We start from the raw sequence: 15,717 nt of genomic DNA on the forward strand, positions 1-15,717 counted from the left end.
GACACGCCGGGCCCCGCATCCGACGAGGCGGCCATCGCTTCTGTCGAGGAGGCACCGAAGGCCCGCTCGTCGCGGCGCAAGCCGGCGGCGGCGAATGCGCCGGTCGAGCCGGTCGTGTCTTCGATCGTCGCGGAAGAGCCCGCGGCCAAGGCCGAGGACAAGACCGAGGACAAGCCGAAGCGCGGCGGCTGGTGGCAGCGGAAGGGCTTTTTCTAAGCCTTTCAATCGCATGAGCTAGTTCTTTGACAAAAAAATCCCGCGCCGTCTCGAAGACGGCGCGGGATTTTCTTATCTGGCGCTATGGCGGATCGCGAAGGCTACGGCGCGAAGATCGACCAGTTCATCATCCTGGCAAGCTTTTCCAGCGCGATCGACCCCAGCTTGGAGTTGCCGTTGGCATTGAGACCTGGCGACCAGACGGCAAGCGACGCCACGCCCGGCACGATGCCCAATATTCCGCCGCCGACGCCGCTCTTGCCGGGGATGCCGACGCGGAAGGCGAAATCGCCGGAGCCGTCATAATGGCCGCAGGTCAGCATCATGGCGCCGATGCGGCGTGCCCGTTCGGCCGACACCACGGAATGCCCGGTCGCCGGGTTCTTGCCGCCATTGGCGAGGAAGCGGCCGGCGAGCGCCAGTTGCCGGCAACTCATGGCGATGGCGCAATGGTGGAAGTAGACGCCCAGCGCCAGTTCCGGCGCATGGTGGAGATTGCCGAAGGATTTCATGTAGTTGGCAAGCGCGAAGTTGCGGTAGCCGGTGGCGCGCTCGGACGCCGCCACCTCGCGATCGATGATGATCGTCTCGTCGTCGGCGAGGAACTGGATGAAGCGCAGGATCTCGCCGATCGCCTCGCGTGGCTGGTGGCCGGCAAGCAGGATGTCGGAAATGACGATGGCGCCGGCATTGATGAACGGGTTGCGCGGAATGCCGTTCTCATGCTCGAGCTGCACGATCGAGTTGAACGGATTGCCTGACGGTTCGCGGCCGACCCGCTGCCACAGCGCGTCGCCGACATTGCCGAGCGCCAGTGTCAGGGTGAACACTTTCGAGATGCTCTGGATGGAAAAGGCCTGGTCGGCGTCCCCCGCCGTCAGCACGCGCCCGTCATTGGTAACCGCTGCGATGCCGAATTTCTTCGGATTGACCTTACCCAACTGCGGAATGTAGGAAGCGACGTCACCGCGATCGGTGCGATCGGCCATTTCGGCAGCGACTTCGGCCAATGCCTGATCAAGTTTGGAGGCCTGATCAAGTTTGTGGGCCTGATCAAGTTTGGGGGCCTGTTCGAGTTCCGGCATGGTGCTACCTCAACCAGCGTTCGATGCGCGCCATTGCCTCAACCATGTCGTCGTGGCTGCCGGCGTAGGAGAAACGCATCGTCCGGTGCCCGGCCTGAGTGTCGAAGTCTTGGCCGGGTGTTGCCGCGACATGCGCCTCGGCCAGCATCTTTCGCGCGAAGGCCATGCTGTCATTGCTATGCCTGGTGACGTCACAAAAGGCATAAAAGGCGCCGTCCATGGGCGCCGCCAGCGGAAAGCCGAGTTCCGGGAGGCGTTTCATCAAGAGTTCGCGATTCCAGGCATAGCGACCCTTGACCGCTTCCAGTTCCTCGGTCGCCCTGAACGCTTCGATCGCCGCGATCTGCGACAGTTCCGGCGGCGAGATGTAGAGGCTCTGGGCGACGCGCTCGACCGGCCGCACCAGTTCTTGCGGCAGCACCATCCAGCCGATGCGCCAGCCGGTCATGCAGTAATATTTGGAGAAGGAGTTGATCACGGTCACGTCGCCTCCATAGGCAAGCGCCGTGGTGTCGGGGGCGGCATAGGCGAGCCGGTGATAGATTTCGTCGGAGATGACGGCGATGCCGAGGTCTTGTGCCGTCCTCACCAGGGCCGCCAGTTCATCGGCCGGTATGACCGCGCCGGTTGGATTGGCGGGACTGGCGAAGAGAACGCCTTTCAGCGGCTTTTCACGATGCGCGGTCTCGAGATGGCCGGCATGCACGTAGGCGGCGTCGCCCAGCTCGATCTCGACCACCTCGATGCCGAGCGCGGCCATGATGTTGCGATAGGCGGGATAGCCGGGTGCCGCGATGGCGACGCGGTCACCCGGGTCGAACATCGCCAGGAAGGCGAGGTTGAAGGCGGCCGACGATCCAGTGGTTACCGCGATCCGGCCGGGCTCGATATCAAGCCCGTAGTGATCGGCGTAGTGTCCGGCGATCGCCTTGCGCAAACCTGCCAGTCCCAGCGCGTCGGTGTAGCCGATGCGCCCGTCCTGCAGCGCCTTGGCGGCTGCGGCGCGAACCAGAACCGGTGCGGGATCGGAGGGCTGGCCGACGGCCATCGAAACAACCGGCACGCCCTGGGACTTCAGCCGGTTTGCCTCTGCTAGAATGTCCATCGCATGGAAGGGCTCGACATTGCCACGACGTGAGAGCGAAACCACCATTTGACCAGTATTCCCGATGACTGACGGCGCCAGGCACTGGCGCATGTGCCGCACAAATGCCCGATTGATGTGAGGATCACAAGTTGAGGAAGTTTCCGGCGCCGACTTTTCATCTTTCGCCCGCTCGTCTACCAGTGGAGCCATCATGTTGAGCCGACCCAGATCGACGATTGCCCAGGCAGCGCGCGTCTTCGCGACGCTTTCGCTTGGCGTTGCCGTTGCAATGGCGAGTTCGGTCAGCGCCTTTGCCCAGAACGTGCCGGTGGTGCGCGACGCCGAGATCGAGGCGCTGGTTCGCGATTACGCGCGGCCGATCTTCAGGGCGGCTGGCCTGGCGAATGACGGCATCGACATCGTTCTGGTCAACGACCAGAGTTTCAACGCCTTCGTCACCGGGCGCCGGCTGTTCATCAACACCGGCGCGCTGATGACGGCTGAAACGCCCAACGAGATCATCGGCGTCATCGCCCACGAAGCCGGTCATATCGCCGGCGGCCACCAGCAGAAACTCCGCGACCAGCTTGAACGCGCCAAGACGATGGCCATCATCGCGACGCTGCTGGGTGCCGGTGCCATGGTCGCCGGCGCGACAACCAATAGCCGCGGCCTTGCCGGTGCGGGCATGGGCGTGGCCGCCGGTGGCGGCGAGATGGCACAGCGCAGCATCCTCGCCTACCAGCGCACCGAGGAGATGACGGCCGACCGCTCGGCGATCACCTATCTCAACGCCACCGGCCAGTCCGGCATGGGCATGCTGAAGACGTTTCACCGCTTCCAGACTGCGCTGTCGCTCTCGGGCGCGCAAGTCGATCCCTACCGGATCAGCCATCCGATGCCGCGGGATCGTATCTCCAATCTCGAAGTGCTGGTGAAACAGAGCCCCAATGTCGACAGGCCGGACCCGCCCGCGCTGCAGCAGCGCCATGACATGGTGCGGGTGAAGATCGCCGTCTACATGGAAGGCCAGGCGGCTGCGTCGCGGCTGATGCGAAAGATGCAAGGGACCCTCGCCGCGCTATATGGCGACGCCCAGTCGACCTACCTGTTCGGCAACATCGCCGCCGCGCTCGCCAAGACCAATGCACTGATCAAGGCGCAGCCCAAGAACGCTTACTTCCAGGAACTGCGCGGCGACATCCTGATGAAGGCAAACAAACCCAAGGAAGCCGCGGACGCCTACGCCAAGGCGGTCAGCCTCGATTCGGCGCGGTCCGGTCTGCTGCCGGTGTCCATGGGCCAGGCGCTGATGGCCGTCGGCAAGCCCGACTCCCTCAAAAAAGCCGTCGTGCAGATCAACAACGGCCTCGGGCGCGACAAGGAAAATTCAGCCGGGTATCGCTATCTGGCACAGGCCTACGGTGAGTTAGGTGACATACCGGGCGCTGAACTTGCCACCGCCGAAAGCCATTTCTATTCCGGCAACTACAAGGATGCGAAGATTTTCGCCATGCGGGCGCAGCAGCAGATGAAACGCGGCGAGCCTCGCTGGCTTCGCGCCCAGGATATCATAAACTACAAGCCGTCAACCAAGATCAAGTGAACCTTCCGGCCGCGCGCCACGACATAGCCAGACCGGAAAACAGGTAGAAGGAACAGGAACGATGAAAAAGGCACTGCTGCTGGGCACCACGGGGGTTGCGGTCGCACTGGCCATGCTGGCTTTCGGATTCGTTGCCGGAAACCCGCAGATCGCCAAGGCCGGCACCGCACAGCCGGTCGAGACCACGGCGGCCGATACCAAGATCGACCGCACCGAGGTCGAAGGCATCATCCGCGACTATTTGTTGAAAAACCCGGAAGTCCTCCTGGAGGTCCAGGATGCGCTTGAGGCCAAGCAGAAGGAAGAGCAGCGCATCGCTCATCTCGGCGTGATCAAGAATGCCAAGGACCAGATCTTCAACTCCGCCTTTGACGGCGTCGTCGGCAATCCGAACGGCAAGGTCACCATCGTCGAGTTCTACGACTATAATTGCGGCTTCTGCAAACGCGCCATCGACGACATGCAGGCGTTGACCAAGACCGATCCGGACCTGCGTTTCGTGCTCAAGGAATTCCCCATCCTCGGACCGGATTCGCAGAAGGCGAGCGTGGTCTCGATGGCGTTCCACCTGATGCACCCGGAAAAGTACGGCGAGTTCCACAATGCGTTGCTCGGCGGCCAGGGACGCGCCACCGAGGCGGCGGCCATCAAGGTCGCGCTGTCGCTCGGCGCCGACGAAGCGGCGCTGCGCGAGAAGATGAAGGACCCGACAATCAACGAGGCCCTCGCCAAGACCTACGATCTTGCCAACAAGCTGGCGATCACCGGAACGCCGTCCTATGTCGTCGGCAACGAGGTGGTGTTCGGAGCACTCGGGCAGGAAGTGCTGGCAGAAAAGATCGAGGCGGCGAAAGCCGCGCTCTGATCTTGCTCGCCAGCTATTTCTCACGGGCACATTTCCGCCTGTTGTGGACAGTGAAAGAACGCACTTGCGCTCTTTCCGCGGGCGGCTATGCCCATTATAGAGGGCCCAGCGCGCCGGCTTGATGACGGCGCCGGGAAAGGTCGGCTTTTTGAAAACGGTTTTCGTCCTGAACGGTCCCAATCTAAACGCGCTCGGCAAGCGCGAGCCGGGCATCTATGGCGGCAAGACGCTTGCCGCGATCGCCGACGACTGCAAGCAGGCAGGCACGGCGCTGGGGTTCGAGATCGATTTCCGCCAGTCGAACCATGAGGGCGACCTTGTCGACTGGATTCAGGAAGCTGGCGACAAGGCTGTCGGCATCGTCATCAATCCGGGCGCCTACAGCCACACCTCGATTGCCATCCACGACGCCATTCGCGCCGTCGCACCGTTGCCGGTGGCCGAAGTTCATCTTTCCAACATCCATGCGCGGGAACCATTCCGCCACGTCTCCATGGTCGCGCCGGTCGCCGTCGGCATGATCTGTGGCTTTGGGCCGCTCGGCTATACGCTGGCGCTACAGGCGCTGGCCGCACGCCTATGACCGGCCAACAAACAGAAGGCTCGAAAATGTCGATAAAGAAGACCGGTGTTGACCAGCAACTGATCCGCGATCTGGCGGGCATACTGAACGACACCAACCTCACCGAGATCGAGGTTGAACTGGGCGACCTGAAGGTGCGCGTCTCGCGGCAGGCGCCGGCTGTTCATGCAATCGCGGCGCCGCAGCAAGCCTATGCGCCGGCAGCAGCGCAAGCTGCCTCCGTAGCTCTGCCCGTTGTGGCAGATATTTCCAAGAACGCAGTCACCTCGCCGATGGTCGGCACCGCCTACCTGGCGCCGTCGCCGGACGCCAAGGCATTCATCGAAGTCGGCCAGAAGGTCAAGGAAGGCCAGACTTTGCTGATCATCGAAGCAATGAAGACGATGAACCAGATCCCCTCGCCACGCGCCGGCACGGTGACCGCGATCCTTTTCGAGGATTCGCAGCCGGTCGAATATGGCATGCCGCTCGTCGTGATCGAATAGAGCGGGCCTGATGTTTCAGAAGATCCTCATCGCCAATCGCGGCGAAATCGCCCTCCGGGTGCTGCGCGCCTGCAAGGAACTCGGCATCCAGACGGTGGTGGTGCATTCGACCGCCGATGCCGACGCCATGCATGTGCGGCTCGCGGACGAGAGCGTCTGCATCGGTCCGCCGCCATCGCGCGACAGCTATCTCAACATCCATCAGATCGTTGCGGCCTGCGAAATCACCGGCGCCGACGCCGTGCATCCGGGTTACGGCTTCCTGTCGGAGAACGCCAAGTTCGCCGACATACTGGCCGCGCACAACATCACCTTCATCGGTCCGTCCGGCGACCATATCCGCATCATGGGCGACAAGATCGAGGCCAAGCGAACCGCCAAGCGCCTCGGCATTCCGGTTGTGCCCGGTTCGGACGGCGCTGTCACCGATCAGAAGGAAGCCAGGCGCATTGCCGCCGAGATCGGCTATCCCGTGATCATCAAGGCATCGGCCGGCGGTGGCGGACGCGGCATGAAGGTCGCCCTCACCGAGGCTGACCTGGAGGTCGCCCTGCAGACGGCGAGCACGGAAGCCGGTGCGGCGTTCGGCGACGATGCCGTTTATATCGAAAAATACCTGGAAAAGCCGCGCCATATCGAAGTCCAGGTGTTTGGTGACGGCTTTGGCCGCGGCGTGCATTTCGGCGAGCGCGACTGTTCCTTGCAGCGCCGCCACCAGAAGGTCTGGGAAGAGGCGCCCTCGCCCGCCCTCAATGCCGAAGAGCGCGCCCGCATCGGCGGCATCTGCGCCAAGGCGATCGCCGACCTCGGCTATTCCGGCGCCGGCACGATCGAGTTCCTCTACGAGAATGGCGAGTTCTACTTCATCGAGATGAACACGCGCCTGCAGGTCGAGCATCCGGTGACGGAAGCGATCACCGGCATCGATCTCGTCCACGAGCAGATCCGCGTCGCCTCCGGTGGCGGCCTCTCGGTGAAGCAGGAGGACATCAAGTTCAACGGCCACGCCATCGAATGCCGCATCAACGCCGAGGACCCGCGCACCTTCACCCCCTCGCCCGGTACGATCACCCATTTCCACACACCGGGTGGTCTCGGCATCCGCGTCGATTCCGGCGTCTATTCCGGCTACAAGATCCCGCCCTATTACGACAGCCTGATCGGCAAGCTGATCGTGCATGGGCGTAATCGCGTCGAGTGCATGATGCGCTTGCGCCGCGCCCTGGACGAGTTCGTCGTCGACGGCATCAAGACGACGTTGCCGCTGTTTCGCGATCTCGTCGGCAATGCCGACATCGCCAATGGCGATTATGACATCCACTGGCTGGAAAAATACCTGGCCAAGGAAGAGTAGCGCGGAGACGCGATGACCCGCCCCTACGCGCCCGGCTATCGCATCCCCACCGACCTTCTGCTCAAGGCCTACGCCTCGGGCGTCTTCCCGATGGCCGAAAGTGCCGGCGACCCGGAGGTGTTCTGGGTGCGGCCGGAGACGCGCGGCATCATTCCGCTCGATGGTTTTCACGCGCCGAAAAGCCTCAGGAAAACGATCAAGAAGAACCCCTTCGACATCCGTTTCGATTTCGATTTCGAAGCGACCATCGACGGCTGCGCCGAAAAGCGCGTGGAACGGCGCTCGACCTGGATCAATGCGCCGATCCGCGAAGCCTATGTCGAGTTGCATCGGATAGGCCATTGTCATTCGGTCGAGGCGTGGCGCGAGGACCGACTGGTCGGTGGCCTCTATGGCGTGTCGCTCGGCCGGGTGTTTTTTGGCGAGAGCATGTTCGCCAGGGAGACGGACGCTTCCAAGACCTGCCTTTTCTATCTCGTCGAGCGCTTGAAGGCACGCGGCTTCGCGCTGCTCGATACGCAGTTCACCACCGAGCACCTCAAGCGCTTCGGCGCCGTCGACGTGCCGCGCGGCAAATATGAAAAGTTGCTGGCCGACGCGCTGAAGGGCGAGGCCGTATTCTATCCCTGAAGATTGAGCCTACTTCCCAGTGGCGGCTTCCAATGGCGTCTGCGAATGGAACATCATCTTCCAGCCATTGACGCGATGGACATAGCCGGTGCTGACCAGCGCGGCGTAAGGTTCGCCGTTCTCGCGTGTCGCATGTGCCTCGTAGGTCAGCATGATGATGTCGCTGCCCGGCTCGATAATACCCTTGAGGTCGATTTTCAGGTCGCGCCAGCGGTTGGGCTTGGTTGCGGTCTTGGCGAGATCCGCATTGTCCATCGCCTGTGCCATCTGCGGAAACGCCACCAGGCATTCGGTGTCGACATTGGCCGCATAGTAGGCCGCGTCGCCCGTCCAGAATCCCTTTTCAAGTTCCAGCAACTCTGCCTTGCCGGCCGTGATCCGCTTGCTGTCTGACATCGGAAAATCCTCCCTGCGCATAAATGCGCGCTCATCCGTGCCCCAACGTATGGTGGCAGGGACGGTTCCGGAGGATCAGTTGGTGTCGGTCGTATCGGGGTCCGAAGCGTCCGGCTCCGTCACGCCAGGCTCTGTCACGTCCGGAGCAATCGCGGCTTTCGGTTTGGCCGCGGCGGGCTTGGGCGCCTCGGCTTTGGTCGAGTCTGCCTTGGCGCCATCGGGCGCCGGCACATCCGACTTCTGCTTGCAAGCCTTCAGCCAGACGTCATAGACGGCATGCTCGACGGCATTGAGGCCGGGGCTTTCGGCAAACATCCAGCCGGTGAAGATGCGGCGGATCTTGCGGTCCAGCGTGATCTCGTCGACCTCGACGAAGGAATCTGTCTTCGGCTCTTCGGTCTGTGGCCGCGAATAGCAGACGCGCGGCGTCACCTGCAAAGCACCGAACTGCACCGTCTCGTCGATATAGACATCGAAGGTGATGATGCGGCCGGTGATCTTGTCGATCCCGGCAAACTCGGCAACGGCATTGGTGACCCGGTCCGCTCCCGCGGGCGGCGCCGGCGCGGGTGCCGCGGGCTCAGGCGAAGCGGCGAAGGCCACGGTGCTGACGGCAAGACCGGCGGCTAACGCCAGACTAGCCGATATTGAGTAAGAAAAGCTCATGCAAAGATACCGGTGGTTCGCGCCCGGGTGATTCTGTCGATCGCCAAGGCTAGTCGCCGTTTTCTGATCAGCAAGCAGCTAAACACCAATTGTGGCGATAAAGGACCGGCTTGCACCCTGTCGCTACGACCCGGGTGTCCAGGCATCGTAGTCGCCGGTGACCTGCGGGCGGTGCTGATTGGTCAGCACCGAGCCCTTCGGGCGATAGGCCGCCGGGCTGCCGGTCAGATTGGGCTGATGCGGCTTTTGCCAGTCGCGCGGCTTGTAGTCCTCGCTGGACGGCGCGACGTCGACACGGTGGTGCATCCAGCCGTGCCAGCCGGGCGGTATCGCCGAAGCTTCCGAATAATTGCGGTAGATGACCCAGCGGCGCGTGCGGCCTTCCGAATCGATGCCGCCTTCGTAATAGAAATTGCCGGTCTCGTCCTGGCCGACCTTCTTGCCGTACCGCCAGGTATGCAGGCGGGTTCCTATCGTCTGGCTGTTCCACCAGGTGAAAAACTGCGTAAGGAAAGTCTTCATTTCAAAACCCTCGCGCCGGCAGCGCCCGTTTTCCTGCTTATGGCGTCAGGCCTTGCCGAAGGCAAGGCTTTTGCCACGGCGTGCGCGCAAATGGCTTGCCTGAAGCCCGACACAAGCCTGTGATCCTCCCGGTCGCTGCATGCACGCTTGCCAAGCCTTTGCGGTATTTCTAAAGCTCTGCGCGCCCATGCCTGCATCCAGCCCGGCTTGAGGCCAAGGAGGTGACGATTGGCCACGGAATTGCCGACCACCGACATTCGCATCAGCGCCGAGGCGATTCGCCACCGCAAGGGCGGCACGCCGATCGTTTGCCTGACCGCTTATACCTATCCCATCGCCCGTCTGCTCGATCGCCATGTTGACCTGCTTCTGGTCGGCGACAGTGTCGCCATGGTCCTGCATGGCCACAAGACGACGCTGGGCGCCTCGCTGGAGATGATGATCGCACATGGGCAGGCCGTGATGCGCGGCTCGGCCAGAGCCTGCGTCGTCGTCGACCTGCCGGCCGGCACCTATGAGGCAACGGCAGCGCAAGCCGTCGCCTCGGCGCGGCGGGTCGTCGACGAAACCGGCTGCCAAGCGGTGAAGCTCGAAGGCGGCGTCGACATGGTCAGCCAGATCGAGGCCATCGTCGCCGCCGGGATTCCGGTGATGGGACATATCGGCCTGCAGCCGCAATCGGTCGAGAAGGACGGCGGCTACAAGATCAAGGGCCGCACCGAGGAGGCTGTTGCGGCATTGCTTCGCGATGCGCTCGCCGTCGAGAATGCCGGCGCTTTCTCGGTGGTCATCGAAGGCACGGTCGAGAGGGTCGCCGCCGATATCAGCCGCCGCCTCGCCATTCCGACCATCGGCATCGGTGCCAGCGGTGAATGCGACGGCCAGATCCTGGTCATCGACGACATGGTCGGGCTGACCGTCGATCGCGTGCCGAAATTCGTCAAGGAATACGCCGACCTGCGCAGCGTGATCTCGCATGCAGCGGAAACCTATGCAGCCGAGGTGCGGGGCCGGACATTCCCCGGCCCCGGCCATGTCTTTTCGGCGACAAACAGCAGGGACGACACATGAGCCAACCCGTCGTCGTCGACAGCGTAGCCGCACTTCGCGCGCAAATCCGGGACTGGCGGCGCGACGGCCTTCGTGTCGCCATGGTGCCGACCATGGGTGCTTTGCATGACGGGCACATCTCGCTGGTCAGGATCGCGCTCCAAAAAGCCGAGCGCTGCGTCGTGTCGATTTTCGTCAATCCGACGCAGTTCGCGCCGAGCGAAGACCTCGACAAGTACCCGCGCCAACTCGCCCGCGACCTCGACCAACTGGGCGCGGCAAAGGCCGACCTTGCCTTCACACCGACGGTTGGCGAGATGTATCCCGCCGGCTTCGCCACGAAAATCTCGGTCGGCGGCCCCTCCGGCGGGGTCGAATCGGACTTTCGGCCGACCTTTTTCGACGGTGTCGCCACCGTGGTGGCAAAGCTCCTCCTGCAGGCAACGCCCGACTGTGCGGTCTTCGGCGAGAAGGACTACCAGCAGCTTTGCGTGGTGAGGCAGCTCTGCCGCGACCTCGACCTGCCTGTCGAGATCATCGGCGCACCGACGATCCGCGACGCGCATGGTCTCGCCATGTCGTCACGCAACGCCTATCTCGATGAGGCCGAACTGAAGATCGCCCGCCAACTCAACGTCATATTGCGCAATACGGCTGCGGCGCTGGCGGCAGGCGCCGGCCAAAGCGACGCAACCGAAGAGGCCGGCCGCGCCCTCATCGCCGCCGGCTTTAAGAAGGTCGACTATGTCGAGGTACGCCAAAGCCTGACGCTTGCGCCATGGCGCGGAAACCGCGAAGGGCGTCTTCTCGCGGCAGCATGGCTCGGCAAGACCAGACTGATCGACAATGTGGAGGTTCCCGCTGTCTAGCGCGAAGGCTCGATCCTTCGGCCAGACAGACACGAGCCGACCACAGTCGATGGTCCCGTACTCTTTGGGGCGTATCGCGGCGGATTGCTGCCGCGCCTAGCTCTCGCTCTTTTGTCCGCCGGCCCTGACGATCAGGTGTCCCGCCACGATCCCAACCACCCCGGCAAGGGCTTTCACCAATGCATCGATGAGGCGTGCATGGCGACCGGGATCAATGAGCTGAAGCAGTTCCAGCATGCCGGCGGTCACAGCCACGAAGATCACGACCTGATACAGTCGATTGGGGAAGCCGATCGCCAGGGCGAAGCCCAGCAGGACATAAGCCAAGGCACGCTCGACATTCGCTTCAGCGAGGTGCGGCCGCATCTGGATCGGCGACAAGGTCGCGAAAATGATGATGGCGAGCAGCGCCAGCGCTGTAATGCGGGACAGTTTGGTCATGCCCTTGCATATCCGTCGTGAGCCGGCACAGCAAACGCCGCGATGACGCATGGCCGGGTCGCTCTATTCATCATTCATCCCGGTGGCAATCTATCCGAGCGACTTCTCGAAACTCAGCGTCGTCGGCCTTGCGGTATCACGGGACTCCTCCGCGGCACTGACAGGAAAGAACCCTTTCGACCGATAGAAGGCGATGGCGCCGCCATTGGCCTCCTCGACCTCGACGCGCAGCGTTCGCGCTTCCGGGAAACTGGCCTCGACCTCGTCGAGCAGTGCCTGCCCGATCCCACGCCTTTGGCAGTCCGGATGGACGTAGAGCTGGTTCAGCAGGATGATTTTCGCATCGGCGGTGGCGGCGGCGAAAGCCATGCCGCCGATCCGCTTGCCATCATCGGCCACCAGGAATTCCGAATTCGGCCGCGTCAGCCGCGAGCGGAGCGAAGCAATCGAGTGCCATTCGTCGGTGATCTCGGTGACTTTGGCAGCGCCATAAATGGCGTCATAGGTCGCATGCCACGTTTCCACCAGCAGCGTCCGCACAGCGACAAGGTCGCGTTCACCTGCGGTGCGGACGAACACGGCGCTACTCGATGCCCAGCTTGGCCTTGACGAGGTCGTTGACGGCTTGCGGGTTGGCCTTGCCGCCGGTCGCCTTCATCACCTGGCCGACGAACCAGCCGGCCATGCTCGGCTTGGCGCGCGCCTGTTCGACCTTGTCGGGGTTGGCGGCAATAACGTCGTCGACGGCCTTCTCGATGGCGCCGGTGTCGGTGACCTGCTTCATGCCACGGCTCTCGACCAGTTGGCGAGGGTCGCCGCCCTCATTCCAGACGATCTCGAACAGGTCCTTGGCGATCTTGCCGGAGATGGTGCCATCCTTGATCAGATCGATGACCGCACCGAGCTGCTCGGGCGAAACCGGAGCGTTTTCAATGTCTTTTCCGGCCTTGTTCAATTGCCCGAGCAGATCGTTGATGACCCAATTGGCGGCAAGCTTGCCGTCGCGGCCGGCGGCCACCTTTTCGAAATAGTCGGCGATCGGCTTTTCCGAAACCAGGATCGAGGCGTCATAGACGGACAGGCCGAGCGACGCGATCAGCCGCGCCTTCTTGTCGTCCGGCAGTTCCGGCAATTCCTTGGCCAGCGCATCGACATAGGCCTGGTCGAATTCCAGCGGCAAGAGGTCGGGATCGGGGAAGTAGCGGTAATCATGCGCCTCTTCCTTGGAGCGCATCGAACGTGTCTCGCCCTTGACGGCGTCGAACAGCCGCGTCTCCTGGTCGATCTTGCCGCCATCCTCGAGGATGGCGATCTGCCTGCGCGCCTCGTAGTCGATCGCCTGGCCGATGAAGCGGATCGAGTTGACGTTCTTGATCTCGCAGCGCGTGCCGAACTCGCCGCCCGGCCTGCGCACCGAAACGTTGACGTCGGCGCGCATCGAACCTTCGTCCATGTTGCCGTCGCAGGTGCCGAGATAGCGCACGATGGTGCGCAGCTTGGTGACATAAGCCTTGGCCTCGTCGGCCGAGCGCATGTCCGGCTTGGAGACGATCTCCATCAGCGCCACGCCGGAGCGGTTGAGATCGACATAGGACATGGTCGCATGCTGGTCGTGCATCGACTTGCCGGCATCCTGCTCCAGATGCAGCCGCTCGATTCCGACCTCGATGTCCTCGAATTCGCCCTGGCGGTCCGGGCCGACCGAAACGATCACCGTGCCTTCGCCGACGATCGGCTGCTTGAACTGCGAGATCTGGTAGCCCTGCGGCAGGTCGGGATAAAAGTAGTTCTTCCGATCGAAGACCGACTTGTGGTTGATCTGCGCCTTCAGCCCCAGGCCGGTGCGGATCGCCTGCTTGACGCATTCCTCGTTGATGACCGGCAGCATGCCCGGCATCGCCGCATCGACCAGGCTGACATTGGCGTTGGGCGGCGCGCCGAAGGCCGTCGAGGCGCCCGAAAACAGCTTTGCTTCCGACGTGACCTGCGCATGGACCTCGAGGCCGATGACGATCTCCCAGTCGCCGGTGGCACCGGAAACAAGGCGCTTGGCGTCGGGTGTGCGGGTGTCGATGAGGGACATTGTGGCCTGCGTATTGGAACTCGGATTATGCATTTACGCATATTTTGGTTTGCAACCTCGCTAGTGCAAACCGCTTCGCGAGACAAGCGCCCAAAAAACACAAGCGGAAAGCCACGGACTGGCCTTCTCAGCCGCTTTCGCCTATAGGACGTCCATTCCAATGGAGAGTGGATGTCCACTTACGCTCAGTCCCGGTAAGGCCCTGACCTCTTGGCGAGGCAGGGCAGAAAACCTGAAACCCCGTGCCGCGAAGCTTCGCGGCGGCGGCATTTTTTGTTTTCCCGGAAAACTCTCACATGGATATTTCGCGCACTGAACAGCGCATCCTGCACCTGCTCGCGCAGGGCGGACGCATTGAAATCGAAAAGAACGACAAGAAGCGGATCGCCTCCGTCAAATGCCTGACCCGCGACGGCTGGCACTATCCGGACGTCGATCTCGACCTGTTTCGAAAGCTGAAGCGGAAGAAGGCGGTTTCTTCGTCGGGAGGCGGCCCCTACCGCATCACCCGGCGCGGGCTCGCACTCGTCCGCTCCGAACTCGACAACAGGTAGCCCGCGGTTCCGCCGGTCGGTTCTCCGGCCGGCGGTTCGCCTCACCGTTCAGGCAGTGGCGATATAGGCCCTGATCTGGTCGGCCTCGCGCTCGACATCCTCGATGCGGCGCTTGACCACGTCGCCGATGGACACGATGCCATCGAGCATGCCGTCCTTTTCCACCGGCAGATGGCGGAAACGGCCGCGGGTCATAATCTCCATCACCTCGTTGACGGTGTGATTTTCGTTGCAGATCTTCACCTTCGGCGTCATCGCCGAACGCACCGCGATATCGAGCGCGGCTCCACCTTCCCGGGCGACAACCCGGACGATGTCGCGCTCTGACAGGATGCCGACGATCTTGCGATCGCCATTGGTGATGACCAGCGCACCGATCTTGTGCTCTGCCAGGATGCGGATGGCTTCGCTCAGCTTTTCGTTCGGCCCGAGCGTCAACACGTCATGGCCTTTTCTCTCGAGAATTGCCTTCACCGTCATGGCGTCCTCCTCTGCTTTGCCTGCCGGTTCCTGCCCTGACCGGCCTTCACGTAAGAGTGAACATCGTGCGCCGTGATCGGTTGCATTTCAAGTGCGGTGGTCAGTCGTTTCCCACTCGGGCGCCTGCCATCGCCTGTCGAACCAGCGCAGGCCGAAGAAGCCCGCGACAAAGCCGCCAATATGAGCCTCCCAGGCGATCTGACCATCTACCCCTGGGGCAAACCCGAGCAGGCCGGTGGCGAGATTGATGACCATCCACATGGCGAGGAAGATCACGACACCGCGCAGGCGCAATACGAATGCGATCGGCAGCACAGGGCCGGCGAAGGCGGCCTTGCCGGCCGAACGGTCGGTGCGGAAGCCGAAACGCGCCGCAGCCCCCATCATGCCCGATATTGCACCGGAAGCCCCGACCAGCGGCGCCTCACCATAAGGATGCATCGCCCAGAAAAGCGCGACCGAAGCCAACCCGGTTGCGGCAAAAAACAGCGCGAACCACAGCGTTCCCAGACGGTTTGCCAATGGTGAACCAAACGCGGCGAGCCACACCATGTTGATGGCGATGTGGGCAAAGCCGCCATGCATGAAGGCATAGGTGAAGGGCCGCGAAAACAGGAACCAGTCGAAGCCGTATTGCCCGGTGTAGAGAACGGGGATGAAGGCCCCGTCATACAGCAATGTCATCTGCTGGGATTCGCTCAACACATATTGCTGCAACAGGTAGACGACGACGCAGATGCCGATC

20 protein-coding genes are annotated in these 15,717 nt (G+C 62.6%); 10 read left to right on the top strand and 10 right to left on the bottom strand.

Annotated features, from left to right (window positions below):
• Positions 1 to 216, top strand: a 216-nt coding sequence (locus EN749_RS14935) for a hypothetical protein (RefSeq protein WP_145990921.1), incomplete at its 5' end; no start/stop codon positions are given.
• A 101-nt stretch (positions 217 to 317) separates the two neighbouring features.
• Here the strand turns inward: EN749_RS14935 and EN749_RS14940 are convergent.
• Together EN749_RS14940 and EN749_RS14945 are read right to left on the bottom strand one after the other, a co-directional pair.
• Complete coding sequence (locus tag EN749_RS14940) at positions 318 to 1,301, bottom strand: glutaminase (protein WP_127810293.1); 984 nt, start codon at positions 1,299 to 1,301, stop codon at positions 318 to 320.
• Positions 1,302 to 1,305: 4 nt separating this feature from the next.
• On the bottom strand, positions 1,306 to 2,454 hold the full coding sequence (locus EN749_RS14945) for an aminotransferase class I/II-fold pyridoxal phosphate-dependent enzyme (RefSeq protein WP_127810292.1): 1,149 nt from the start codon (positions 2,452 to 2,454) through the stop codon (positions 1,306 to 1,308).
• Positions 2,455 to 2,599: 145 nt separating this feature from the next.
• Between EN749_RS14945 and EN749_RS14950 the strand changes: the two genes are divergently transcribed.
• The 6 genes from EN749_RS14950 (at position 2,600) to aat (ending at position 7,911) form a co-directional block, all read left to right on the top strand.
• Entirely contained in the window at positions 2,600 to 3,994 is a 1,395-nt protein-coding gene (locus EN749_RS14950) for a M48 family metalloprotease (protein ID WP_128363425.1), read from the top strand.
• A 61-nt stretch (positions 3,995 to 4,055) separates the two neighbouring features.
• A complete protein-coding gene (locus EN749_RS14955; RefSeq protein WP_127396903.1) occupies positions 4,056 to 4,859 on the top strand; it encodes a DsbA family protein in 804 nt (267 codons plus the stop codon).
• Positions 4,860 to 5,007: 148 nt separating this feature from the next.
• A complete protein-coding gene (gene aroQ / locus EN749_RS14960; protein WP_013531359.1) occupies positions 5,008 to 5,442 on the top strand; it encodes a type II 3-dehydroquinate dehydratase in 435 nt (144 codons plus the stop codon).
• Between the two features lie 26 nt (positions 5,443 to 5,468).
• Positions 5,469 to 5,927 carry an acetyl-CoA carboxylase biotin carboxyl carrier protein gene (accB, locus tag EN749_RS14965; protein ID WP_023812132.1) on the top strand — a complete coding sequence of 153 codons (459 nt, stop codon included), beginning with the start codon at positions 5,469 to 5,471 and terminating at the stop codon, positions 5,925 to 5,927.
• Between the two features lie 10 nt (positions 5,928 to 5,937).
• Positions 5,938 to 7,281: an acetyl-CoA carboxylase biotin carboxylase subunit gene (gene accC / locus EN749_RS14970; RefSeq protein WP_013531357.1), complete on the top strand. Its 1,344-nt coding sequence runs from the start codon at positions 5,938 to 5,940 to the stop codon at positions 7,279 to 7,281.
• 12 nt (positions 7,282 to 7,293) lie between these two features.
• A complete protein-coding gene (gene aat / locus EN749_RS14975) occupies positions 7,294 to 7,911 on the top strand; it encodes a leucyl/phenylalanyl-tRNA--protein transferase (protein WP_127396902.1) in 618 nt (205 codons plus the stop codon).
• A 9-nt stretch (positions 7,912 to 7,920) separates the two neighbouring features.
• Here aat and EN749_RS14980 read toward each other — a convergent pair whose 3' ends face one another.
• From EN749_RS14980 to EN749_RS14990, 3 genes are all read right to left on the bottom strand, one after another.
• Positions 7,921 to 8,307: a hypothetical protein gene (locus tag EN749_RS14980; RefSeq protein ID WP_127330800.1), complete on the bottom strand. Its 387-nt coding sequence runs from the start codon at positions 8,305 to 8,307 to the stop codon at positions 7,921 to 7,923.
• Positions 8,308 to 8,382: 75 nt separating this feature from the next.
• The gene (locus tag EN749_RS14985) at positions 8,383 to 8,973 is read right to left on the bottom strand and encodes a DUF2155 domain-containing protein (protein ID WP_127330802.1); all 591 of its coding nucleotides are present in this window, start codon (positions 8,971 to 8,973) and stop codon (positions 8,383 to 8,385) included.
• A 123-nt stretch (positions 8,974 to 9,096) separates the two neighbouring features.
• The gene (locus tag EN749_RS14990) at positions 9,097 to 9,495 is read right to left on the bottom strand and encodes an NADH:ubiquinone oxidoreductase subunit NDUFA12 (protein WP_013531353.1); all 399 of its coding nucleotides are present in this window, start codon (positions 9,493 to 9,495) and stop codon (positions 9,097 to 9,099) included.
• Between the two features lie 228 nt (positions 9,496 to 9,723).
• Here EN749_RS14990 and panB point away from each other — a divergent pair, with 228 nt between their 5' ends.
• Both panB and panC read left to right on the top strand, forming a co-directional pair.
• Positions 9,724 to 10,566 (top strand): 3-methyl-2-oxobutanoate hydroxymethyltransferase, encoded by an 843-nt coding sequence (panB, locus tag EN749_RS14995; protein WP_127810290.1) that lies wholly within the window; start codon positions 9,724 to 9,726, stop codon positions 10,564 to 10,566.
• Entirely contained in the window at positions 10,563 to 11,414 is an 852-nt protein-coding gene (gene panC, locus EN749_RS15000) for a pantoate--beta-alanine ligase (RefSeq protein ID WP_128363426.1), read from the top strand. Before panB ends, panC begins: the two co-directional genes overlap by 4 nt.
• Positions 11,415 to 11,510: 96 nt before the next feature.
• Here panC and EN749_RS15005 read toward each other — a convergent pair whose 3' ends face one another.
• The 3 genes from EN749_RS15005 to gatB are packed head-to-tail and all read right to left on the bottom strand — an operon-like array spanning position 11,511 to position 13,938.
• Positions 11,511 to 11,906 carry a hypothetical protein gene (locus EN749_RS15005; RefSeq protein WP_245465083.1) on the bottom strand — a complete coding sequence of 132 codons (396 nt, stop codon included), beginning with the start codon at positions 11,904 to 11,906 and terminating at the stop codon, positions 11,511 to 11,513.
• A gap of 39 nt (positions 11,907 to 11,945) precedes the next feature.
• Positions 11,946 to 12,434, bottom strand: coding sequence for a GNAT family N-acetyltransferase (locus EN749_RS15010; RefSeq protein ID WP_128363427.1), 489 nt, complete (start codon positions 12,432 to 12,434; stop codon positions 11,946 to 11,948).
• 4 nt (positions 12,435 to 12,438) lie between these two features.
• Positions 12,439 to 13,938 (bottom strand): Asp-tRNA(Asn)/Glu-tRNA(Gln) amidotransferase subunit GatB, encoded by a 1,500-nt coding sequence (gene gatB / locus EN749_RS15015; RefSeq protein ID WP_128363428.1) that lies wholly within the window; start codon positions 13,936 to 13,938, stop codon positions 12,439 to 12,441.
• A gap of 296 nt (positions 13,939 to 14,234) precedes the next feature.
• Here gatB and EN749_RS15025 point away from each other — a divergent pair, with 296 nt between their 5' ends.
• Positions 14,235 to 14,492 carry a YjhX family toxin gene (locus EN749_RS15025; RefSeq protein ID WP_127280952.1) on the top strand — a complete coding sequence of 86 codons (258 nt, stop codon included), beginning with the start codon at positions 14,235 to 14,237 and terminating at the stop codon, positions 14,490 to 14,492.
• Between the two features lie 48 nt (positions 14,493 to 14,540).
• Here EN749_RS15025 and EN749_RS15030 read toward each other — a convergent pair whose 3' ends face one another.
• Together EN749_RS15030 and EN749_RS15035 are read right to left on the bottom strand one after the other, a co-directional pair.
• Entirely contained in the window at positions 14,541 to 14,972 is a 432-nt protein-coding gene (locus EN749_RS15030; protein WP_027039198.1) for a CBS domain-containing protein, read from the bottom strand.
• Positions 14,973 to 15,059: 87 nt separating this feature from the next.
• Complete coding sequence (locus EN749_RS15035; protein WP_245491396.1) at positions 15,060 to 15,716, bottom strand: rhomboid family intramembrane serine protease; 657 nt, start codon at positions 15,714 to 15,716, stop codon at positions 15,060 to 15,062.
• Position 15,717 lies beyond the last annotated feature (1 nt).

Source organism: Mesorhizobium sp. M7A.F.Ca.ET.027.02.1.1 (assembly GCF_004022985.1).
In the GTDB taxonomy this organism is placed as follows: domain Bacteria; phylum Pseudomonadota; class Alphaproteobacteria; order Rhizobiales; family Rhizobiaceae; genus Mesorhizobium.

Bases quoted from the DNA above. Each gene is read 5' to 3' on its own strand.
- EN749_RS14955 (WP_127396903.1), top strand. From the start codon at position 4,056: ATGAAAAAGGCACTGCTGCTGGGCACCACGGGGGTTGCGGTCGCACTG.
- gatB (WP_128363428.1), bottom strand. From the start codon at position 13,938: ATGTCCCTCATCGACACCCGCACACCCGACGCCAAGCGCCTTGTTTCC.
- EN749_RS15030 (WP_027039198.1), bottom strand. From the start codon at position 14,972: ATGACGGTGAAGGCAATTCTCGAGAGAAAAGGCCATGACGTGTTGACG.
- accB (WP_023812132.1), top strand. From the start codon at position 5,469: ATGTCGATAAAGAAGACCGGTGTTGACCAGCAACTGATCCGCGATCTG.
- aat (WP_127396902.1), top strand. From the start codon at position 7,294: ATGACCCGCCCCTACGCGCCCGGCTATCGCATCCCCACCGACCTTCTG.
- EN749_RS15025 (WP_127280952.1), top strand. From the start codon at position 14,235: ATGGATATTTCGCGCACTGAACAGCGCATCCTGCACCTGCTCGCGCAG.
- EN749_RS14945 (WP_127810292.1), bottom strand. From the start codon at position 2,454: ATGGTGGTTTCGCTCTCACGTCGTGGCAATGTCGAGCCCTTCCATGCG.
- EN749_RS14980 (WP_127330800.1), bottom strand. From the start codon at position 8,307: ATGTCAGACAGCAAGCGGATCACGGCCGGCAAGGCAGAGTTGCTGGAA.
- EN749_RS14990 (WP_013531353.1), bottom strand. From the start codon at position 9,495: ATGAAGACTTTCCTTACGCAGTTTTTCACCTGGTGGAACAGCCAGACG.
- EN749_RS14985 (WP_127330802.1), bottom strand. From the start codon at position 8,973: ATGAGCTTTTCTTACTCAATATCGGCTAGTCTGGCGTTAGCCGCCGGT.
- EN749_RS15005 (WP_245465083.1), bottom strand. From the start codon at position 11,906: ATGCGTCATCGCGGCGTTTGCTGTGCCGGCTCACGACGGATATGCAAG.
- EN749_RS14950 (WP_128363425.1), top strand. From the start codon at position 2,600: ATGTTGAGCCGACCCAGATCGACGATTGCCCAGGCAGCGCGCGTCTTC.
- panC (WP_128363426.1), top strand. From the start codon at position 10,563: ATGAGCCAACCCGTCGTCGTCGACAGCGTAGCCGCACTTCGCGCGCAA.
- EN749_RS14940 (WP_127810293.1), bottom strand. From the start codon at position 1,301: ATGCCGGAACTCGAACAGGCCCCCAAACTTGATCAGGCCCACAAACTT.
- accC (WP_013531357.1), top strand. From the start codon at position 5,938: ATGTTTCAGAAGATCCTCATCGCCAATCGCGGCGAAATCGCCCTCCGG.